Origin of the sequence: Shinella sp. HY16, assembly GCF_028534175.1 — a bacterium.
In the GTDB taxonomy this organism is placed as follows: domain Bacteria; phylum Pseudomonadota; class Alphaproteobacteria; order Rhizobiales; family Rhizobiaceae; genus Shinella.
On the sequence record NZ_JAHYXL010000006.1, the window covers coordinates 39,731 to 59,087 of the forward strand.

Consider the following 19,357-nt stretch of genomic DNA (forward strand, 5'->3'; position numbering starts at 1 on the left):
CGAGACGAACACCACCGGAGGCCGCTCCATGAGCACCATCGTCGAAATGAAGACCCTCAACAAGTTCTACGGAAGCCACCACGTCCTGAAGAACATCGACCTTTCCGTCGCGCGCGGCGAGGTGGTTGTGGTGGTCGGCGCGAGCGGTTCGGGCAAGTCGACGCTCATCCGCTGCGTCAACGGGCTGGAAATGTACCAGAATGGCAGCCTCGTGGTGGACGGATATCCGATGCCCGTCGAGGAAGACCGCCTTCTCGGCGGCGAAAGCGAACTTGCCGCCATCCGCAAGGGCGTCGGCATGGTGTTCCAGCAGTTCAACCTCTTCCCGCACAAGACGGTGGTGGAGAACATCACCATCGCGCCGATGCGCGTGCACCGCAAGTCGAAGGCCGAGGCCGAGGCGACCGCGCTCCGGCTGCTCGACCGCGTCGGCCTGAAGGCGCATGCGCACAAATATCCCGGCCAGCTCTCCGGCGGTCAGCAGCAGCGCGTGGCGATCGCCCGTTCGCTGGCGATGGAGCCGCACCTGATGCTGTTCGACGAGCCGACCTCGGCGCTCGATCCGGAAATGATCGGCGAGGTGCTCGACGTGATGCGCGAGCTGGCCGCCGATGGCATGACGATGATGATCGTAACGCACGAAATGGGCTTTGCCCGCGAGGTGGCGGACCGGATCGTCTATATCGATCAGGGCGCGATCCTGGAGATCGGCAAGCCGGACAGTTTCTTCGACAATCCGCAGAACGAGCGCGCCCGCTCCTTCCTCGCCCGCGTGCTGAAGCACTAGAACAACACCCGCACACCGGAACTGCTCTGGTTACCTGTTTTTTCCTGCGTTCCCTCAGCCGAAGCGATTCTGCTTTGGCTGAGGGCCATCCGACCGCCTTGATGTACCTTGGCCGTGGCACGCCTTCCGGAGCTGTTGGCCATCGATCTTTCGATTTGAAAGCAAGGAACGGAGAGAGGCCCGTCGTGCCGGCGTCTATGTTCGATCGATATCGAACCGGGAAGGCAACAGACGATGCACGAGACCATCCGCTTTGCGTGGGGGATCAGCTCCCTTGGCGACTTCTTGCTCGCCGTATCCGAGAAGGGCATCGTGGCCCTCGAATTCAGCTCCGCGCGCATGGCGATGGAGGATGCCTTGCGCATGCGATTCCCGCAGGCGGTGCTGGAACGCAGCGATGAGGGGATCGCAAGCATGACGGCGATCGTGGCCGGGCTCGTTGATGATCCTGCCGCCGGCTGCAACCTGCCGCTCGACTTGCGCGGAACGCCCTATGAGAAACAGGTCTGGCAGTTGTTGCGCGAGATCCCGGCGGGACAGACCACCAGCTACGGGGCTTTGGCGGGAAGGCTCGGCACGCGCGATGCGCGCGAGGTGACGGCTGCGATCGCCAGCAATCCAGTCGCTGTGATCGTGCCGTGCCATCGCGTCATCAAGAAGGACGGCTCGATATCGGGCTATCGGTGGGCGTCCGCCGCAAGCACGTTCTTCTGGCGCGAGAGCGGCAGCCGGTAGACCCCTGAAAAGCGGATAGAAAATCGTTGCGGACGCCGCGCCGGGTCTCCGGCGCGGCGTTGTCGTGTGCGCTGTGGACCTGGCAGGAAAGCCCGCCGCGCATTGCGCGACGGGCGGGCAGAGGGTGGGAAATCCAGGCTGCGCCGTCAGCGGGCGTCGTGGAAAATGATGCCAACCGTGTGGCGCAGGCCGGAGCGGACGCGGCTGACGCCATGGCGCAGGTTGACGCGGTAGCTGCCTTTCGTGCCCTGGACCGGGCGATTGTGGACGGCGAAGGCGACGGCATCGCCCTGGCGCAGCGGCACGACCTCGACACGGCTTTGCATGCGCGGCCGCTGTTCGGTGAGCACGAATTCGCCGCCGGTGAAGTCACGGCCGGGCTCGGAAAGCAGGATCGCCACCTGGATCGGGAATGAGAGATCGCCGTAGAGGTCCTGATGGAGGCAGTTGAAGTCGCCGGGTACATATTGCAGCAGGAGCGGCGTCGGCCGGGTCTGGCCGGCCGCATGGCATTGATTCAGGAACGCCGCGTGTGCTTCGGGAAACTGCCGGTCCAGCCCCATCCGCCCGTTCCAGTCGTTGGCGATGCCGGCAAGGCGTGGGTAGAGCGCGGTGCGAAGGCCGCCGATCAGGTCGGGAAGCGGGTATTTGAAGTAGCGATATTCGCCTCTTCCAAAGCCGTGCCGCGCCATGACGATGTGGCTGCGGAAATGGGTTTCGTCGGCATAGACCGCGGCGAGGTTGCGGCATTCCTCCGGAGCGAGAAGCCCCGGAAGGACGGCGCAGCCATAGCGGTCGAGGTCGCTGGCAAGCGCCGTCCAGTCGCAGGTAGCGACCCGTGCCTCCGCGGACATCTCCGCGAAGGTCGGGACGATATCGATTGCAGCGCCGTTCATGCCGTGGCTTCCTTCTCGATGAGGGCGCGTTTGCGCTCGAGGCCCCAGCGATAGCCGGCCAGTTCGCCCGTTCCACGCACGACGCGGTGGCAGGGGACGGCGAGCGCGATGGGATTGGCGGCGCAGGCGCTGCCGACGGCACGGGGGTTGGCAAGCGGACTGATCCAGCCGGCCAACTCCCGGTAGCTCACCGTCCTGCCGACGGGGATGGTCTGCAATTTTTCCCAGACGCGGCGCTGGAACGGCGTGCCGCGCATATCGAGCGCGAGATGGAGCCCGCGTGCGGGTATTGCCATGTAGTGCTGCACCTTCGCGATGTCGTCTTTCACGCGTTCCCCGTCCTCAACCAGCGTGGACCGGGGGAAACGGGCGGCAAGGTCTGCCGAAAGGTCTTCGGCGCAGTCACCGAGCAGGATCGCGCAGACGCCCTTTCCGCTGCGCGCGACCAGCACCTTGCCGAAGGCGCTGGCGGCGATCGCATAGGAAAGCATGTCGACGGGTGCCGAGGAGGATTTTACCTCCAGCCTGGGCCGCAGCGTCTTCGTTCTGATCATCAGGTTCATCACCGTCACTCCTTGTTCTGGGCTGATGATCGAACCTATCGCCCGTGCCGCACCACCAAACTCCGATCCTTGTTTTCAAATCGGAGAAACCGCCTGGCCGGGAGCTACAGGGCGCCGCGAAACGTGAGGTTTATGCGCATGCGCCCGACTGTCTCGTGCATGCCGTCCTTCAGTTCGGGCACACCGTGATAGAAGAGCCGCGACGAGCCGCCCCAGATTGCGACATCGCCGTGCCGGAGAGCGAATTTCTTCACGGGGTCGGTGCGCTTCAGCCCGCCGAACTGAAAGGTCGCCGGCAGGCCGAGCGAGACCGAGACGATCGGGTTGGCAAAGTCGCGCTCGTTCCTGTCCTGGTGGAGAGACAGACGGGCACCGGGCTCGTAGCGGTTGATCAGGCAGGCGTCGGGACGGAAGCCGGGATAGCCGGTGGCCGTCGCGGCCTCTACGGAAAGGGCGAGGAAACATTCCGGCATGCCGGGCCAGGGGCGGCCGGTTTGCGGATCGTTGCGGTCGTAGCGGTAGCCCGTGCGGTCCGTAACCCAACCCGCCGCGCCGCAATTCGTCATCGCGACGGACATGGTGAAGCCGCCCGGCGTGACCATGTGGCGGAACGGGGACCGGGCGGTGATGTCGCCGAGCGCAGCAAGAAGGTCCGTTTCATAGGCGAGCGCAGTGCCGCGCAGCAGCATGGCGCCCTCGGCCATGGCCTCGGCCGCGGGCATCGGCGGAACGAGTGCGTCGAACAGATCGTGCATCCTGCGGCCTTTCGGGTTCGGGTGATGGTTGGGAGAACGCCGGCCCGGCATTCAGGACAGCACGTTTCCGCGTTCGCGCGGGATGCGCCAGAGATACCAGGCGGCCACCGTGCGATGCGGCGCCCACGCCTGCGAAATCTCGCGCAACACCCGGGGCTTCGGCTGTTCGGGCAGCGATTTCAGCACGCGATATCCTTCGCGGACACCGAAATCGTCGACCGGCAGCACGTCCATCCGCTCCAGCGAGTACATCAGCAGCATCTCGACCGTCCAACGGCCTATGCCCTTGATGCCGGTCATGCGCGCGACCAGCGTCTCGTCGTCCATGGCGGTGGCAAGGGCACGCGTCGGAACCAGGCCGTCCAGGGCGCCCTGCGCGACCGCCTTGATGGTGGCGATCTTGCTGGCCGAGAAGCCGCAGGCCCGCAACAGGTCGAAATTGGCCTCGACAAGATCTTCCGGGCCTGGAAAGTCGCGTCCCTCGAAGCGGTCCCTGAGACGGCCGATGATCGCGTCGCCGGCTCTTGCGGTCAGCTGCTGATAGGCGACGGCCCGCACCAGCGCTTCATACGGTTCGCGGGCGGCCTTGGGATCGTGCCGGCAGGGACCAACCAGGTCGATCAGCCGCGCCCAGTCCTCGTCGTGCCGGGACAGGAAGGCGACCGATTGATCGTAGCGGGAAAGGAGGTTCATTCGCAGTTCTCCGGCTTCAGGCGATCCGTGCGCCCTCGCGCGCGAGCAGTGCGCGCTTGCGATCGACACCCCAGGCGTAACCGGAGAGCGCACCGTCGTTGCGCACCACGCGATGGCAGGGAATGGCGACGGCGATATTGTTGGCGGCACAGGCGCCGGCGACCGCCCGGGTGGCCTTGGGCGATCCGATCCGGCGGGCGACATCCGCATAGGACATGCGCGCGCCGGCCGGAATCTCCTGCAGCGCCTGCCAGACGCGGCGCTGGAATGCGGTGCCGCGGACATCGAGCGGGAGATCAAGCCCGATGCCGGGGTTCTCGACGAAGCCGACGACGCAGGCGACCAGCGCCTCATAGTCGCGATCCATGCCGATGAGGCGCGCCCTCGGGAAACGATCCTGCAGATTGCGCACCAGCGCCTCCGGATCGTCGCCGAGAAGAATGGCGGCAACGCCTCTCGTACTGGAGGCGACCAGGATCGTGCCGAGGGAAGCCTCGCCGACTGCGAACCTGATCTCCTCGTTGGCGCCGCCCGCGCGATAGCGGGTCGGTGTCATGCCGAGCAGACCGGTCGATTTCTCGTAGAAGCGGCCGCTCGAATTGAAGCCCGCATCGTAGATCGCTGCGGTGACGCTGTTGCCGGTCGCAAGGCCTTCGCGCACCTTCTTCGCGCGGTCGGCGGCGGCATAGGCCTTCGGCGTCAGGCCCGTCGATGCCTTGAACAGGCGATGAAAATAGCTCGGGCTGCGCTCGACGGCCGCCGCCAGTTCCTCCAGCGAGGGCTCCTCTTCGCTGCCCTCGATGAGGCGACAGGCTCTGGCGACCAGGGCTGCGTTCTCGCATTCGAGCGTGGGGCGGTCGGGATTGCAGCGCCGGCAGGGGCGAAAACCCGTCGCCCGGGCAGCATCGATCGTGTCATGCAGGGTGACGTTCTTCGGGTTCGCCGTGCGCGAGGGACAGGAGGGGCGGCAGTAAACGCCGGTCGTCGAGACGGAATACCAGAGCTGACCGTCGGCGGTCTTGTCGCGACTGACGATACGCGCCCAGCGAGGATCCTCCGTGACGGGCAGGGAGGCTAGGCGAAGGGCAGGGGTCTGTTGCGCGGCGGTCGTCATCGTTGTCTTCCCGTATCGGTCCAGCCCGACCATGCTCCCGTTCCATCGCGGCCACACTCCGATCCTTGCGCTCAAATCGAATGGGCGCCCACCCGATTCTTGCCGAGATGCGTGGGCAGGGAGACGAAAGATTTCGGAATGGTTCGCAACACCGGTCCTCGCGTCCGAAATCTGATGGTAAGGTTCCACGGAGGCGCTTTCAGGGAGGACGAGACAGATGGATGCGGAGACAACGAAGCGGCATCAGGCCTGGCAGGAGGGCGGGACATGACATTCGATACGCGATCCCGCGGCGTCTATGCGATCGCCACCACGCCGTTCTTCGATGACGGCTCGATCGACTTCGACTCGATCGACAGGTTGACGGATTTCTATGTGGAGAGCGGATGCACGGGCATCACAATTCTCGGCATCATGGGGGAGGCACCGAAGCTGGAGCCGGATGAAAGCCGTGCCATCGTCCGCCGCGTCGTGTCGCGCGCCGCGGTTCCCGTCATCGTGGGCGTCTCGGCGCCGGGTTTTGCCGCCATGCGCTCGCTGGCGCGTGAATCGATGGAGATCGGCGCGTCCGGCGTGATGATCGCGCCACCGCCGGCCCTGCGCACGGACGACCAGATCGTCAACTACTTCGCCGGTGCCGTCGAAGCGGTGGGCGAGGATGTTCCGTGGGTGCTGCAGGATTACCCGCTCACCCTCACCGTCGTGATGACGCCGGGAGTGATCGCAAGGATCATGAGCGATCATCCGTCGTGCCAAATGTTGAAGCATGAGGACTGGCCGGGCCTCGAGAAGGTCTCGAAGCTTCGCGCCATGCAGAAGGCCGGTACGCTTCGGGATTTCTCGATCCTTTGCGGCAATGGCGGCTTGTTCCTGGATTTCGAGCCGGAACGCGGGGCCGACGGCGCGATGACCGGTTACGGCTTTCCGGACATGTTGTGTGAACTCGTCGATCTCTTCTCCGCCGGCAGGCGTGACGAGGCGCACGACCTGTTCGATGCCCATTTGCCGCTGATCCGCTACGAGCAGCAGCTCGGCATCGGCCTTGCTATCCGGAAGCACGTTCTGAAGCGGCGCGGCGTCCTGTCCTCCGACGCGCAGCGCAAGCCGGCCCAGCTGCTCTCCGCAACGGCGAAGGCGGAGATCGATTACCTCCTCGCGCGTATCGCCAGATACGACAGGCGGGCCGCCGTGTAAGCCACAGCCAGAAACCCTTCTCTCGTTCCGCTCCTCCGCGAACACGGATGGAGGGGCTTGGCGTTGCCTGGCCGGATAGTCCAGCGGTGAACCAAGCCGTCCGTGCGTGTTTCAGAAGATTCGCCGTTGACGAAGGAAGTTTTCGTGACTAAAAAATTTACTCAGTAAAAGTTTTAAGCGGCTATAGATTATTGGGCCCTGCATGGCGTGTTCGATCGGAGGGATCGAGCCCGCCCTATGACGTGGTGGACGTCGGGCCGAGGGATAGACGGTTGCATCCATGCCGGATGCAAAGAGGGGGAGTGAGCGATGTCATCGACAAAAGTGATGGAAGGATCCGGGCAAAGCTCGGAGTTTGAAGGGGCCGATGGAGAGGCGCATACGCTTCGGCGGCGGCTCCAGGTGTCGCATGTGGTGTGCCTGGCCATGGCCGACGCCTCGCCGGCCATGGCTGTGCTGCTGCTGACGGCGGGGGTCTTCCAGGTGGGCGGAACCTTTGGCGTCGGGGCGATGCTGATCCTTAGCGTCGTCGTGGTCCTGATCGCGATGTGCCTCGGCGAACTCGCCTCGACCTACCCGTCGACGGGCGGTTCCTATTCGATGGTGCGCAGTGCCCTGCCGGAACCGCTGGCCTGGATCACGCTTTTCAACTTCGTGACGCAGGGTATCGTGATCCCGGCCTCGCTGCTGCTGGGCATTCCGATCTTCCTGAAGAACCTGCTGCCGTGGATTACCGTGCCCAATGAGGTGATCGCCTTCCTGCTGCTGGCCATTTCTGGCGCCATCGCCATCACGAAGGTCGAAATCGGCGCGAAGGTGAACATCGCCATTCTCCTGGTGCAGCTCGTCGTGGTCGGGCTCATCGTGCTGGCGGCGATCGTCGCTCCGGTCCAGAACCCTGTCGATATCGTGTTCCATCCTGTCGTTTTGGAGAACGGCCAGCTCGTGCCGCTGACACTTGGTATCGCACTGGCGACGCTGGCTCCGGCCTTCAACGTCCTCAACGGCTACGATGCGGTCTGCGGCTTCGTCGAGGAGCTTGTCGGCGGTGCGCGCGATGTCGGCCGGGCCGTCATCTATGCCGCGATCCTCGCCTCGATCCTCATCACGATCCCGCTCTTTGCCGGCGTCATCGCCGCGCCGGATCTCGTCGCCTTCCTGCAGTCGGATGCGCCGATCGTTTCCGCTGTGGAAAGCGCGCTCGGCCCCTGGGCCAGCACGATCGTCAATATCGGCGTCATCGCGGCGCTCTTCAATGCGGCGCTCACGCTCCAGATGTATTTTGCCCGTGGTGTCTTCGCCTCGGCGCGTGACGGTCTCTGGCCGCCGGCGATCGGCAACAGGCTCGCCGAACTGAACCGCTTCCGCTCGCCCGGCTGGGGTGTCGCCGCACTGCTCGTTCCCTCGGTCTTCCTGATCATGATGTCCAGCCTCGACTGGCTCATCATGTTCGCGGGAACCATGATCGCGACCGTCTATTTCTTCGTCGGGATCGCCGCCTTCTGGAGCCGCATCTCCCAGAAGCATGTCCACCGGCCCTTCAGAATGCCGTTCTGGCCGCTTCCGCCCGTCATCGTCGTCGCTTTCACCGGCTATGCTCTCGTGACCCAGACCACCGACTTCCTGATCGGCGAACTGGTGCTGGCCGGTATTGCCGTCGGCCTCTGGGCTCTCTCGAAGCTCTGGCGCAAGACGGCCTGACGGTCGGGACATCTAAGAACCGTTCAGCCCGTCGCATCGTCCGATGCGGCGGGTTTTACACGGCCGGACGGCAGTATGGAGCAGGCCGGTCGGGAAGCCGACGCCGGCCGTGCGGGATCTTTATTGTGCGGAGAACAGCCCCTTGAGGGCGGTGAGGTCGCTGCGCAGGCGGCGGTCGATTTCCGCATCGTCGCTGTTGTCGTCGGCTATAAACTGGAAGAAGCGGATGTTCTGCAGGGAGAACAAACAATCGGCCAGCGCCTCGCTGTCCACGCTCTCAGCGATCAGGCCACGCTTCTGGAACGCGAGGATCATCGCGCGCATCAGCTCGATGAGAATGCGGTCGAGTTCCAGATAGGTCCGGCCGAAGTCGCTGCTGCCCTCCTGGATGCTGGCCGAAAGCACCTCGCGCCAGGTCGACTTCTCCAGGTAGCGCATGGCGTGGCGACGCAGGATCTGGCCGAAGGTCGCGACGGCGTCGATGATATCCGTCGGCTCGCGCGCGATCATCGTTTTCAGCTGGCGGATCAGCAGCTGGTCGCTCTCGCCGACCAGCGCGAGGAGAAGCCCGGCCTTCGTGTCGAAGTAATTGTAGACGGTGACGGCGGAGACGTCGGCATCCTTGGCGATCATTTCGATCGTCGTCGGCGCGTAGCCATCCGTCTGGAAGCGCGCCTTTGCGACTTCCAGGATGCGCTCGCGGCGGTTTGCCTTCTGCCGTTCTCTCAGTCCCATCAAGGCCATATCACCCGTCTGCCTCTCTCAATGGCTTTTGCCTGCGATTTCCTTGATGTGCAACCAAAATTGGTGTTGACAAGAATTTTTAGTGACATAAAGTTTTTATCGCATAAAGGTTAGGAGGAGCCGGCATGTGCATTTCCCGACATTCCCTGCGCTAGCGAGGGCGCTGCCCGACCGGGGCGGCAGGAGCCGGCAGCCGACCATTTCGTGTGCGGTTTCCCTGAGATCCGCCGCCCCGAACGACGCGGAGCCGCAAGGCGCGCGCAACCTTCAAACTGATTGTCATCCACCTGAAACGGAACGACCATGACCAGCAATTCCTATGAGACCGGCCGCCTGAACCTGCCATTCGTCGGCATCTGTACCTTCGGCAAATACCCCTACCAGCCGGATTGGAACGCCATCAACGCCGATGTCGCGATCCTCGGCGCGCCCTTCGACGGCGGCACCCAGTGGCGTGCCGGCACCCGTTTCGGGCCGCGCTCCATCCGCGAGGCCTCCACGTTGTTCTCCTTCGGCCATGGCGGCGCCTACGACCACGAGGACGACGTCACCTATCTTCCGAGCGGCGAGGTCTCCATCGTCGACATCGGCGACGCCGACATCGTGCACACCGACACGATGAAGAGCCACGCGAACATTGAATTCGGCGTGCGCAAGATCCTTGAGGCCGGTGCGCTGCCGGTGGTGCTGGGCGGCGACCATTCCGTCAACATCCCCTGCATCAATGCCTTTGCCGAGGACTGCGCCAAAAACGGCCCGATCCATATCGTGCAGATCGATGCCCATCTCGATTTCGTCGACGAGCGCCATGGCGTGCGCTACGGCCACGGCAACCCGATGCGCCGCGCGGCGGAAAAACCCTATGTCAGCGGCCTCTCGCAACTCGGCATCCGCAACGTCTCCTCGACGGCCAAGGAGGGCTACGAGGATGCGCGGAACATGGGCTCCGATATCCTCTCTGTTCGCCAGATCCGGGCGCTCGGCACGGATGCGGTGGTAGAGCGCATCCCGGCCGGCGTGCGCTACTACGTGACGATCGACATCGACGGTTTCGATCCCTCGATCGCGCCGGGCACGGGCACACCCTCGCATGGCGGCTTCATCTACTACGAGGTGCTGGAAATCCTGGCGGCGCTCGCCAGGCGCGGCGACATCGTCGGCATCGACCTCGTCGAGGTTGCCCCCGACTACGACCATACCGGCGGCACGGCCATCCTCGCCGCCCAGGTTCTCATGAACCTCATCGGACGCATCATGCACGCAAGGAAGGGCTGATCCATGGGACGACTTCATTACGATTTCTCCGGCGAGCATGTGCTCGTCACGGGGGCGAGCCGGGGCATCGGCCGGGCTGTGGCGGAAGGTTTTGCCGCCGCTGGCGCCGATGTCACGATCCTTTCCTCCGGTTCGGGCATCCATGAAACGGCCGGGGAAATGTCGGCCCGTTTCGGCCGTAAGGTCGCGGCGATCGAATGCGACATCACCGACAGCGCCGCTGTGAAGGCCGCGCTTGCGCCGCTCGGCCGTATCGACGTGCTCGTCAACAATGCGGGGCTGGAGCGCATCACGCCGCTGCTCGATCCCGATCCGTCGATCGAGGATACGTTCCGCCGCATCACCGACATCAACACAAACGGCACGTTCTACGTGACCCGCAATGCCGTGCCGCATATGGTGGAGGGAGGCCGCATCATCGTGACAGCCTCGATCTGGAGCCGTGTCGCGGTGCCGGAATTTGCCGCCTACATCACCTCAAAGCACGCCAATCTCGGCTTCACGCGCGTGATGGCGAAGGAGCTCGGCCCGAAGGGCATTCGCGTCAACGCCGTCTGCCCCGGCTGGGTGCGCACGGAAGCGGCCATGCTGTCGCTGAAGAACATGTCGCTGCGCACCGGCCGCAGCGAGGAGGACCTGCTGGCCGAAATCGTCGGTGCGCAGGTTCTGCCCGGCCTGCTGGAACCGGAAGACCTTGCCGCGCCCTATCTCTTCCTTGCCTCCGACGGGGCGAAGGACATGACGGGCCAGGGCCTGATGCTCGATCGCGGCGAGGTGATGGCATGAGCCGGCGCGTTCTCGTCACGGGCGCCTATCGCGGCATTGGCGCAGCCTGTGCCCTCGCCTTTGCCGGAACCGGTGCGCGTGTCGCGCTCGCCGATATCCGCAAGCCCGATGAAACCGCTGCGGCGGCCATGAAGGCCGGCGCAGCGGAAACGCTGGCGCTCGCCTGCGACGTCTCCGACGAAGCTGCAGTCCTTGCGGTCGGCGATGCGGTGAAGGAAAGGTTCGGCGGACTGGATGTCGTCGTGCACTGTGCGGGCGTCATCCATGAGGCGCCGCTGCTCGAAACGCCGGTCGCCGATTTCGACCGGGTGATCGCCATCAACCTGCGGGGCAGTTTCCTCGTCGGCAAGATGGCGATCGGACTGATGGAGGGAACGGTGGAAGCGCCGGCCCGGGTGATCCTGATTGCCTCGGACATGGCCTATTACGGCCGCGAGACCTTCTCGCCCTATGTCGCCTCCAAGCACGGCGTGCTCGGCCTTACCCGCTCCTGGGCGAAGGAATTCGCGCCGCGTATCCTCGTCAACGCCATCTGCCCCGGCCCGATCGATACGGAAATGCTCGGTGCGGCCAATATGAGCGCCGAATGGCGGGCGCGGGAACTTGCCATTCCGCTTGCCCGCTTCGGTCAGCCGGAGGAGATCGGCGAGCTCGCGCTGTTCCTCGCCGGTCCCGGCGGGCGGTACTTCACCGGACAGGGTGTCGGCAGCAACGGCGGGAGCATCATGCCGTGATCAGAAATCCCATTCCCTGGCCGAACGGTGCGAAATGTGCCGCCTGCATCACCTTCGACATGGATGCGGACAGCCTCATCCATATCGCCCACCCGGAGGATGGCCACAGCCGTGTCGCCGGCATCTCCATGCTGCAATACGGGCCGAAGGTGGCGATCCCGCGCATTGTCGAAAGCTATCGCCGGCTCGGCATCCGGCAGACCTTCTTCGTGCCGGCCTGGTGCATCGAGCGCTATCCGGAGGCCATCGAGGCCATTCTGGAAGGCGGCCACGAGCTTGCCCATCACGGCTTCCTGCACGAGCATCCGCGCGAGCTTTCCGACGAGGACGAGGCCTACTGGCTGGACCGCGGCATCGAGGTGATCGTCAAGGCGAGCGGCAAGCGACCGCGCGGCTGGCGGGCGCCGCTCTACAACTTCTCGCACCGTTCGGCCGACCTTCTGGTCTCGCGCGGCTTCGAGTACGACGCCTCGCTGATGGGCGACGACATTCCCTATCTTCTGGAATGCGAGGCCGGGCGGCTGGTCGAGCTGCCCTCGCACTGGGGGCTCGACGATTGGCCGCAATATGTCCAGTCGATGGATCTCGACTACATGATGCCGATCCGCGCGCCGGAACAGGGCTTTGCCGCCTTCGCACAGGAGTTCGAGGCTGCTCGGCGGTATGGCGCGCTTTGGGTGCCGGTCGTGCATCCCTTTGCCACGGGCCGCCTTGCGCGCTGGGACGTGGTGCACCGTTTCCTCGAACAGGTTCTTGCGCAGGGGGACGTCTGGTTCGCGCCGATGGAGGAAATCGCGGCACATGTACGCTCTGTCGTCGACAAGGGGCTGTGGTCGCCCCGGATCGACCGGCTGCCCTACTATGCCGAGCCTGTCCGGGTGCGGTGACGAGGCCGGCGGCATGTTCGCCGCCCTGCGGAGTGCCTTCATGTCCTGGACGAAGGCTGCGCCTGGTCCTGGTCTGCCGGGGCCGGGCGGAAAACATCAGTGCGCCTTGCGCACGCTCACGGTGATCGCTTCGGCCAGCGTTTCGGCGGCGCGGGAGGGTTTGTTGCGCGGATAGGCGATGTGGAACATGTCCTCGAAGCGCATGCGCTCGGGCGAAAGCACGCGCAGGCGGTTGGTGCGAACCCATTCCTCGGCATAGTGGTCGGGCAGGAAACCGATATAGGCGCCCGATAGCAGAAGAAGCAGCGTGCCCTCCATATGCGGCGTCGCAGCGGACCAGGTAAAGTTCACGCCGCAGATCGTCTCATTCGGCATATAGGTGCGGCCGGCGAAGGACTGCGCTGCCAGCACCTCGTCGGTCAGTTCCGCATCGGGGCAGGCGAAGAGTGGATGACCCTCGGCGCAATAGAGCTTCTGGACCTCGGAGAAGACTGGCTGGCTGCGAAAATGCGGCATGACGCTGCCGACGAAGGGCATCAGCACGATCTGGTAGGAACCGTTGAGCAGGCCCTGATGCAGCACCTGCGGCGCGGCGACGTCGATTTCCAGGTGCACGCGCGGAGCCGCGCGGTGAAAGGCTGCCAGGGCGCCCTGAAGGTCGAGGCCGCGGTTGGTGATCATGGCGTCGACCGTGCCGAAGCTGAGGCCGCCCGTCAGTTCCCCCTGTGCCTCCCCGATGCGGCTCTGGAATTTTTCCAGCGAGCCGAAAAGCTCAAGCGTCGCCTCGTAGACGAGCCGCCCTTCGTCGGTCAGCTGGAAACCGCCGCGGCCGCGGCTGCACAGGCGAAGGGCGAGCCGCTCCTCCAGATGGCGCATATGGGTGGAGATCGTCGCCTGCGTCATGCCGAGCGCCGACTGTGCGGCGGAAAAGCCGCCATGCTGCACAACGGAGGCGAAAACGCGCAGCAGCCTGAGTTCTGCATCGCCAAGCGAGAGATTGAGAATGCGGTGCCGGACCTTGTTGATCATTCATTGATTAATGCACAAGTGGACATGCAATCATAGATATTTTTAAACGTATCTTTCTTTGGCACACTCCCTTCACCTTTGGTGGAGGGGACGTGGCCAGCAAATCCTGTGCGACCGAATGCGTAACCCTGCCGTTCGCCGGCGTGGATCTCGTCGGGATCGCTGCCGCCAGTGACGCATTCACCCTGGTGGCACGGGTTTCCATGACCTTCACCGGACACATGCCGCACGCATGGGCGCGGCGGCGCTGACTGAACAACAGGGCAAGACCGGCATGTCCGGGCGGCAGGCTGAGGAGGAACAGCACATGGACGAAAGCGTCCGAAACTATCTCGATCGCTACGACGTCAGCGATGCAACGCGGCGTTTTCTCGCCAAGCCCCAGAAGATGTTCATCGACGGGACGTGGGTCGATAGCGGCAACGGTGCGACCTTCGATGTTTTCGAACCGTCCACCGGCGGGCGGATCACCGGCGCGCCGTCCGGCACGACGGAGGATCTCGACCAGGCTGTTGCAGCCGCGCGCCGCCAGTTTGACGGCGGAGAGTGGCGCCGCCTCAAGCCACTCGAGCGCGAGCGCCTGCTGCACCGCCTTGCCGACCTCATCGAAACGCATGGCGACGAGCTGGCGGAAATCGAAGCCGTCGACATGGGCAAGTCCGTGAGCTTCGCCCGGGACATCGACATCCAGGGCACGGTCGACACGTTCCGCTATTTTGCCGGCTGGCCCTCCAAGCTGCACGGACGCACCGTCGAGCCGTCCATTCCCGGCAACTACCTCGCCTATACCCGCAAGGAGCCGCTGGGTGTGGTTGCCGCCATCGTGCCGTGGAATTTTCCGCTGCAGACAATGGCCTGGAAGCTTGCGGCCGCCCTTGCCGCCGGCTGCACCGTCATCGTCAAGCCGGCTGAGCTGACCTCGCTCTCCACCCTGCGCTTTGCCGAGCTGGTGCAGGAGGCCGGCATTCCCGATGGCGTGGTCAACATCGTCACGGGCCGCGGCAGCGTCATCGGCGCGGCCATGTCCACGCATCCGGGCATCGACAAGGTTACCTTCACCGGCTCGACGCCTGTCGGGAAGGACGTCGGCCGCGCCGCGGTCGGCAGTCTCAAGCATGTCACGCTGGAGCTCGGCGGCAAGTCGCCGGTGCTCGTTCTCGACGATGCCGATCTGCCGAGCGCCGCGCTCGCGGTGGCGAACGGCGTGTTCTTCAATTCCGGCCAGGTCTGCGACGCCGGCACCCGGGTCTATGTCCAGCGCGCGGTGCACGATGCCTTCCTCGACGAACTCGTCAAGGTCACCCGCACGCTCAAGATCGCGCCGGGCCTCGACCGGGACTGCTACATCGGCCCCATGGTCTCGGCGCAGCAGAAAGCAGTCGTTGCCGGCTACATCGAGGCCGGTCGCCGCGAAGGGGCGGAGCTGGTGCATGGCGGCGCAAGCCTCGACGGACCGGGCCATTTCATCGAACCCACCATCTTCGCCCATTGCAAGCCGGAGATGCGCATCGTGCGTGAGGAGATCTTCGGGCCGGTGCTGGTGACGAGCCCCTTCGACACGCTCGACGAGGCGGTTTTTCTGGCTAACGACACGCCCTTCGGCCTCGCCGCCGCGATCTATTCGAACGACCTCGCGCGCGTGCACGGCCTCATTCCGCGCCTTCATGCCGGTTCCGTCTATGTCAACGCGCACAGCACGATCGACCCGTCCATGCCCTTCGGCGGCTTCAAGGATTCCGGCTTCGGCAAGGACCTCGGGCCCGAGCAGCTCGACTATCTGATGGAGACCAAGGCGGTGTGGATCACCCTGCCATGACATCCGCCGGCCGCCATCCATCGGCGGCCGGTATCTTCACCGCGGGCGCTTTGCGCGTCCGCATGATCGGCGGCTGATGGAGCCGTATGCATCGCGGAAAGACGCCGAAGGCGCGACGCGAAAGGGGAACGACAATGGAAAACGATATTGCCTGGCAAAACGAACTGGCGCGCCGTGCCCGCATCTATGAGGGCATTGAAGCGGAACACCGCTTCGAGGGCGCCATGTCCGTCATCGACTATGCCTGCATGAGCGCGCTCACGCTCGCCTTGGTCGCGGGCTTCTGGATCTGGGGGGCGTGAGATGACTGATCATGTCACCCACGGCGGCTTTGCCGCCATCGAAACGGAACAGGCTGAGGCCGAGCGCAACCGCGCCGCCGCCGAACGCGGCGACGCGCCGCTGCTGCCCTCCGAGCGGCTCTGGGGCTTCTGGGAATTCACCTACGCCAATTCGGCGCTTGCCATCGCCACCTGGGCCTTCCTGATCGGCGGCGCGGTGGGCCTCTTCGTCGGGCCGAAGGAGGGCATTGCCGCCATTGTCATCGGCAACATTGTCGGCGTGATGCTGACGGCGCTCGCCACCACGCCGCTGTCCGGCCGCTATGGCATCGAGCAGTTCGTCGCGCTGCGCAGCCAGTTCGGCTACAACGGCAGCCGCGTCGTCTACGTGCTGGCCGTGGTCGTGCTCACCATGGGCTGGCTTGCGGTGCTTGCCATGATGTTCGGCCGGTCGATCGACGGCCTTGCGGCGCTCAGTGCCGGGGAAGCCGCCAATCCCACCGGCATCAAGATGATCATCGCCGCTGTCGGCGCGATCCTCGTCACCTGGTTCATCGTCGCCAGGGGGCCGACATCGATCAAGTTCTTCAACATGGTCGTCTCGCCCGCGCTGGTGATCCTGATGATCGTGATGCTCTATCTGATCCTCCAGCACCGCTCCTTCTCCGAGCTTCTGGCGATGCCGGCGCTTTCCCCGCCCTTCGAGGACAACACGCTCAACTTCATCATCGCCGTCGAGGTGAACCTTGCGGCCGGCTTCTCCTGGTGGCCCTATATCGGCAACCTCGCGCGCCTGACGAAGAACGAACGCACCGCCTTCTGGCCGAACGTCATCGGCATCTTCGGCGCCGCCACGCTCGGCGAGATCGTCGGCCTGCTTGCCGCCGTCGCCCTCGGAGATTCCGACCCGACCATCTGGATGACCAAGATCGCCGGCCCCGTCATCGGCATCATCGCGCTGCTCTTCGTCGCCTTCGCCAACATGACCTCGATGGCGAACATCCTCTACACCTCCATCGTCGGCCTCCGGCAGGTGGGAACAGCGTCCATCCGCGCCATTTCCTGGGGCACGATCCTGTTCCTCTTCTGCCTTATCCCGCTCGGCCTCGTCGTCTTCTATCCGCAAATGTACGACGGCTTCTTCATCTTCCTCGTCTGGACCTCGGCGCTCAATTCCGCGCTCGCCGGCATCGGCATCGCCGACTATTTCTTCCTGCGCCGCCAGAAGCTCGACATGCGCAGCCTGCACGGCCCACAGGAAAACGGTCCCTACCGTTTCTGGGGCGGCTTCAACCCGATCGGGCTCTTCGCCCTGGCTGTCGGCTTCGGCGTCTATGTTCTGGTCTTCAATCCGCAGACGCTCGCGAGCCTGCCCGCCTTCAAGTACCTCACCGCCTCCGTGCCATCCTGCCTTGCGGCTGGCGCGGTCCACTATGTCCTGACCCGGCTCTTTGCCCGCGGGCGGGGCTGGGGCCTTTACCCGTAACCTCTGGATATCAGCCATGACCGAGACCTACGACTACATTATCATCGGCGCCGGATCGGCCGGCTGCGTGCTCGCCAATCGCCTGTCAGAAGATCCGGCCGTAAAAGTCCTGGTCCTCGAATATGGCGGCAGCGACAAGTCGATCTTCATCCAGATGCCGACGGCGCTGTCCATTCCGATGAACGGCACCAAGTACAACTGGAAATACATGACCCTGCCGGAACCCGGCCTCGACGGGCGCCGGGTGCATTGCCCGCGTGGCAAGGTCATCGGCGGCTCCTCCTCGATCAACGGGCTCGTCTATATGCGCGGTCATGCCCGCGATTTCGACGAATGGGAGGAGCAGGGGGCACGGGGCTGGCGCTATGCCAATTGCCTGCCCTACTTCCAGCGTGCCGAAAGCTGGCAGGATGGAGGCGACGCCTATCGCGGCGCCTCCGGCCCTCTCGCCACCAATGCCGGCAACAGGATGAAGAACCCGCTCTACAGGGCCTTCGTCGATGCCGGCCGGGAGGCGGGCTACATCACCACGGAGGACCCGAACGGCCACATGCAGGAGGGGTTCGGCCCCATGCACATGACCGTCAAGGACGGCGTGCGCTGGTCGACGGCGAACGCCTATCTCAAGCCGGCGATGAGTCGGCCGAACCTTTCCGTCGTCACCCATGCCATGACACGGCGCGTGCTCATGGAGGGCAAGCGCGCCGCCGGTGTCGAATATGAACTCGGCGGCCGTCGCCTCGTGGCGAAGGCCACCCGCGAGGTGCTGATCTCCTCCGGCCCGATCGGCTCGCCGCATCTTCTGCAGCGCTCCGGCATCGGTCCGGCCGCCGTGCTGCAGAAGGCGGGTGTCGAGGTGCTGCATGACCTGCCGGGCGTCGGCGAGAACCTGCAGGACCATTCGGAAGTCTACATCCAGTATGCCTGCAAGGAGCCGATCACGCTGAACGGCAAGATGGGGCTTTTGAGCCGCGCTCTGATCGGCGCGGAGTGGCTTTTGTTCAAGAAGGGGCTTTCGGTCACTAACCATTTCGAGAGCGGCGGGTTCATCCGTTCCGATGCATCGCTGCAATGGCCGGATATCCAGTTCCATTTCCTGCCTGCCGCCATGCGCTACGACGGCAAGAAGCCGCTCGATGGCCACGGTTTCATGGTGCTGACCGGGCCGAACAAGCCGAAGAGCCGCGGCTATGTGCGCCTGCGCTCGCCGGAGGCGCACGAGCAGCCCGACATCCTCTTCAACTACCTCGACCGAGAAGAGGACCGCGAGGGCTTCCGCCGCTGTCTGCGCCTCACCCGCGAGATCGTCGGCCAGCCGGCCTTCGACCGGTTCCGTGGCGAGGAGATGGCACCCGGCAAGGACGTGCGCAGCGACGACGAGATCGACGCCTTCGTGCGCGAGACGATGGAAAGCACCTACCATCCCTGCGGGTCCTGCCGCATGGGGGAGGATGCGATGGCGGTCGTCGACAGCGACCTCAAGGTGCGTGGCCTGACGGGGCTGCGCGTCATCGACAGTTCCGTCTTCCCGACCGAGCCGAATGCCAATCTCAACGCGCCGACGATCATGCTGGCCGAACGCGCTTCGGACATCGTGCGCGGCAAGCCGCTGCTTGCGGCCTCCAATGCGGAGGTGGGCGTCGCTCCCGGCGTCGGCACGACCCAGCGCAGCGGCACGCCGCTCCGGTCCATCAGTCGGTAGAAGAGGAACCCTATCCGCCGGTATCGACGGTCTGCCGGCGGAAAGTCTCGGCCTCTGCGGCTGCCGATCGGCACGATCGCCCGCCGGATCCGACGGGAAGTCAGGCGATATAGGGTGCCGCATTCCTTGCGGCGTCACATAACACCCTGGGGTTATTGGCTTTGGCCGGCTCTTCCCCG

At 64.7% G+C, this 19,357-nt stretch carries 21 protein-coding genes; 14 read left to right on the plus strand and 7 right to left on the minus strand.

What is annotated here, in order from left to right; all coding sequences use genetic code 11:
- The first annotated feature begins 28 nt into the window (after positions 1-28).
- Both K0P03_RS31880 and K0P03_RS31885 read left to right on the plus strand, forming a co-directional pair.
- Positions 29-787 (plus strand): amino acid ABC transporter ATP-binding protein, encoded by a 759-nt coding sequence (locus tag K0P03_RS31880; RefSeq protein WP_023516550.1) that lies wholly within the window; start codon positions 29-31, stop codon positions 785-787.
- Positions 788-1,021: 234 nt separating this feature from the next.
- Complete coding sequence (locus tag K0P03_RS31885; RefSeq protein ID WP_272791763.1) at positions 1,022-1,522, plus strand: methylated-DNA--[protein]-cysteine S-methyltransferase; 501 nt, start codon at positions 1,022-1,024, stop codon at positions 1,520-1,522.
- A gap of 146 nt (positions 1,523-1,668) precedes the next feature.
- Here K0P03_RS31885 and K0P03_RS31890 read toward each other — a convergent pair whose 3' ends face one another.
- Both K0P03_RS31890 and K0P03_RS35720 read right to left on the minus strand, forming a co-directional pair.
- Positions 1,669-2,418 carry a 2OG-Fe(II) oxygenase gene (locus K0P03_RS31890; protein WP_272791764.1) on the minus strand — a complete coding sequence of 250 codons (750 nt, stop codon included), beginning with the start codon at positions 2,416-2,418 and terminating at the stop codon, positions 1,669-1,671.
- A complete protein-coding gene (locus tag K0P03_RS35720; RefSeq protein ID WP_443020634.1) occupies positions 2,415-2,714 on the minus strand; it encodes a methylated-DNA--[protein]-cysteine S-methyltransferase in 300 nt (99 codons plus the stop codon). The genes K0P03_RS31890 and K0P03_RS35720 overlap by 4 nt, the downstream gene beginning before the upstream one ends.
- 193 nt (positions 2,715-2,907) lie before the next feature.
- Here K0P03_RS35720 and K0P03_RS35725 point away from each other — a divergent pair, with 193 nt between their 5' ends.
- On the plus strand, positions 2,908-3,108 hold the full coding sequence (locus tag K0P03_RS35725) for a hypothetical protein (protein WP_443020633.1): 201 nt from the start codon (positions 2,908-2,910) through the stop codon (positions 3,106-3,108).
- On the opposite strand, the gene alkB is transcribed toward K0P03_RS35725, so the two are convergent.
- From alkB to ada, 3 genes are read right to left on the minus strand one after another with little or no spacing between them, the layout of a single operon-like run.
- Positions 3,086-3,736, minus strand: a complete 651-nt coding sequence (gene alkB, locus K0P03_RS31900; protein WP_272791766.1) for a DNA oxidative demethylase AlkB — start codon at positions 3,734-3,736, stop codon at positions 3,086-3,088. The two genes, K0P03_RS35725 and alkB, sit on opposite strands and share 23 nt — an antisense overlap.
- 51 nt (positions 3,737-3,787) lie before the next feature.
- Entirely contained in the window at positions 3,788-4,429 is a 642-nt protein-coding gene (locus K0P03_RS31905; RefSeq protein ID WP_272791767.1) for a DNA-3-methyladenine glycosylase family protein, read from the minus strand.
- 16 nt (positions 4,430-4,445) lie between these two features.
- Positions 4,446-5,543 carry a bifunctional DNA-binding transcriptional regulator/O6-methylguanine-DNA methyltransferase Ada gene (gene ada / locus K0P03_RS31910; protein WP_272791768.1) on the minus strand — a complete coding sequence of 366 codons (1,098 nt, stop codon included), beginning with the start codon at positions 5,541-5,543 and terminating at the stop codon, positions 4,446-4,448.
- Positions 5,544-5,810: 267 nt separating this feature from the next.
- Here ada and K0P03_RS31915 point away from each other — a divergent pair, with 267 nt between their 5' ends.
- Together K0P03_RS31915 and K0P03_RS31920 are read left to right on the plus strand one after the other, a co-directional pair.
- Positions 5,811-6,737, plus strand: coding sequence for a dihydrodipicolinate synthase family protein (locus tag K0P03_RS31915; protein ID WP_272791769.1), 927 nt, complete (start codon positions 5,811-5,813; stop codon positions 6,735-6,737).
- A gap of 309 nt (positions 6,738-7,046) precedes the next feature.
- Complete coding sequence (locus tag K0P03_RS31920; RefSeq protein ID WP_023516558.1) at positions 7,047-8,438, plus strand: APC family permease; 1,392 nt, start codon at positions 7,047-7,049, stop codon at positions 8,436-8,438.
- A gap of 120 nt (positions 8,439-8,558) precedes the next feature.
- On the opposite strand, the gene K0P03_RS31925 is transcribed toward K0P03_RS31920, so the two are convergent.
- Complete coding sequence (locus K0P03_RS31925) at positions 8,559-9,173, minus strand: TetR/AcrR family transcriptional regulator (protein WP_272791872.1); 615 nt, start codon at positions 9,171-9,173, stop codon at positions 8,559-8,561.
- Between the two features lie 312 nt (positions 9,174-9,485).
- On the opposite strand from K0P03_RS31925, the gene speB reads away from it, so the two are divergent.
- The 4 genes from speB to K0P03_RS31945 are packed head-to-tail and all read left to right on the plus strand — an operon-like array spanning position 9,486 to position 12,864.
- The gene (gene speB / locus K0P03_RS31930; RefSeq protein ID WP_272791770.1) at positions 9,486-10,457 is read left to right on the plus strand and encodes an agmatinase; all 972 of its coding nucleotides are present in this window, start codon (positions 9,486-9,488) and stop codon (positions 10,455-10,457) included.
- A 3-nt stretch (positions 10,458-10,460) separates the two neighbouring features.
- Entirely contained in the window at positions 10,461-11,243 is a 783-nt protein-coding gene (locus tag K0P03_RS31935; RefSeq protein WP_272791771.1) for an SDR family NAD(P)-dependent oxidoreductase, read from the plus strand.
- Entirely contained in the window at positions 11,240-11,977 is a 738-nt protein-coding gene (locus K0P03_RS31940; RefSeq protein ID WP_272791772.1) for an SDR family NAD(P)-dependent oxidoreductase, read from the plus strand. The genes K0P03_RS31935 and K0P03_RS31940 overlap by 4 nt, the downstream gene beginning before the upstream one ends.
- The gene (locus tag K0P03_RS31945; RefSeq protein ID WP_272791773.1) at positions 11,974-12,864 is read left to right on the plus strand and encodes a polysaccharide deacetylase family protein; all 891 of its coding nucleotides are present in this window, start codon (positions 11,974-11,976) and stop codon (positions 12,862-12,864) included. The genes K0P03_RS31940 and K0P03_RS31945 overlap by 4 nt, the downstream gene beginning before the upstream one ends.
- Before the next feature lie 96 nt (positions 12,865-12,960).
- Here the strand turns inward: K0P03_RS31945 and K0P03_RS31950 are convergent, their stop codons facing one another.
- Complete coding sequence (locus K0P03_RS31950; protein ID WP_272791774.1) at positions 12,961-13,893, minus strand: LysR family transcriptional regulator; 933 nt, start codon at positions 13,891-13,893, stop codon at positions 12,961-12,963.
- Between the two features lie 92 nt (positions 13,894-13,985).
- On the opposite strand from K0P03_RS31950, the gene K0P03_RS31955 reads away from it, so the two are divergent.
- The 5 genes from K0P03_RS31955 to betA all read left to right on the plus strand — a co-directional run bounded on the left by K0P03_RS31955 (position 13,986) and on the right by betA (position 19,178).
- Entirely contained in the window at positions 13,986-14,144 is a 159-nt protein-coding gene (locus tag K0P03_RS31955) for a hypothetical protein (protein WP_272791775.1), read from the plus strand.
- A 56-nt stretch (positions 14,145-14,200) separates the two neighbouring features.
- Positions 14,201-15,709, plus strand: coding sequence for an aldehyde dehydrogenase family protein (locus K0P03_RS31960; RefSeq protein ID WP_272791776.1), 1,509 nt, complete (start codon positions 14,201-14,203; stop codon positions 15,707-15,709).
- Positions 15,710-15,843: 134 nt separating this feature from the next.
- The gene (locus tag K0P03_RS31965; protein ID WP_023516567.1) at positions 15,844-16,011 is read left to right on the plus strand and encodes a hypothetical protein; all 168 of its coding nucleotides are present in this window, start codon (positions 15,844-15,846) and stop codon (positions 16,009-16,011) included.
- Position 16,012: 1 nt separating this feature from the next.
- A complete protein-coding gene (locus tag K0P03_RS31970; RefSeq protein WP_050745007.1) occupies positions 16,013-17,476 on the plus strand; it encodes a purine-cytosine permease family protein in 1,464 nt (487 codons plus the stop codon).
- Between the two features lie 16 nt (positions 17,477-17,492).
- Entirely contained in the window at positions 17,493-19,178 is a 1,686-nt protein-coding gene (gene betA, locus K0P03_RS31975) for a choline dehydrogenase (RefSeq protein WP_272791777.1), read from the plus strand.
- Positions 19,179-19,357 lie beyond the last annotated feature (179 nt).

Bases quoted from the DNA above. Each gene is read 5' to 3' on its own strand.
- K0P03_RS31880 (WP_023516550.1), top strand. From the start codon at position 29: ATGAGCACCATCGTCGAAATGAAGACCCTCAACAAGTTCTACGGAAGC.
- K0P03_RS31885 (WP_272791763.1), top strand. From the start codon at position 1,022: ATGCACGAGACCATCCGCTTTGCGTGGGGGATCAGCTCCCTTGGCGAC.
- K0P03_RS31890 (WP_272791764.1), bottom strand. From the start codon at position 2,418: ATGAACGGCGCTGCAATCGATATCGTCCCGACCTTCGCGGAGATGTCC.
- K0P03_RS35720 (WP_443020634.1), bottom strand. From the start codon at position 2,714: ATGGCAATACCCGCACGCGGGCTCCATCTCGCGCTCGATATGCGCGGC.
- K0P03_RS35725 (WP_443020633.1), top strand. From the start codon at position 2,908: ATGTCGACGGGTGCCGAGGAGGATTTTACCTCCAGCCTGGGCCGCAGC.
- alkB (WP_272791766.1), bottom strand. From the start codon at position 3,736: ATGCACGATCTGTTCGACGCACTCGTTCCGCCGATGCCCGCGGCCGAG.
- K0P03_RS31905 (WP_272791767.1), bottom strand. From the start codon at position 4,429: ATGAACCTCCTTTCCCGCTACGATCAATCGGTCGCCTTCCTGTCCCGG.
- ada (WP_272791768.1), bottom strand. From the start codon at position 5,543: ATGACGACCGCCGCGCAACAGACCCCTGCCCTTCGCCTAGCCTCCCTG.
- K0P03_RS31915 (WP_272791769.1), top strand. From the start codon at position 5,811: ATGACATTCGATACGCGATCCCGCGGCGTCTATGCGATCGCCACCACG.
- K0P03_RS31920 (WP_023516558.1), top strand. From the start codon at position 7,047: ATGTCATCGACAAAAGTGATGGAAGGATCCGGGCAAAGCTCGGAGTTT.
- K0P03_RS31925 (WP_272791872.1), bottom strand. From the start codon at position 9,173: ATGGGACTGAGAGAACGGCAGAAGGCAAACCGCCGCGAGCGCATCCTG.
- speB (WP_272791770.1), top strand. From the start codon at position 9,486: ATGACCAGCAATTCCTATGAGACCGGCCGCCTGAACCTGCCATTCGTC.
- K0P03_RS31935 (WP_272791771.1), top strand. From the start codon at position 10,461: ATGGGACGACTTCATTACGATTTCTCCGGCGAGCATGTGCTCGTCACG.
- K0P03_RS31940 (WP_272791772.1), top strand. From the start codon at position 11,240: ATGAGCCGGCGCGTTCTCGTCACGGGCGCCTATCGCGGCATTGGCGCA.
- K0P03_RS31950 (WP_272791774.1), bottom strand. From the start codon at position 13,893: ATGATCAACAAGGTCCGGCACCGCATTCTCAATCTCTCGCTTGGCGAT.
- K0P03_RS31960 (WP_272791776.1), top strand. From the start codon at position 14,201: ATGGACGAAAGCGTCCGAAACTATCTCGATCGCTACGACGTCAGCGAT.
- K0P03_RS31965 (WP_023516567.1), top strand. From the start codon at position 15,844: ATGGAAAACGATATTGCCTGGCAAAACGAACTGGCGCGCCGTGCCCGC.
- K0P03_RS31970 (WP_050745007.1), top strand. From the start codon at position 16,013: ATGACTGATCATGTCACCCACGGCGGCTTTGCCGCCATCGAAACGGAA.
- betA (WP_272791777.1), top strand. From the start codon at position 17,493: ATGACCGAGACCTACGACTACATTATCATCGGCGCCGGATCGGCCGGC.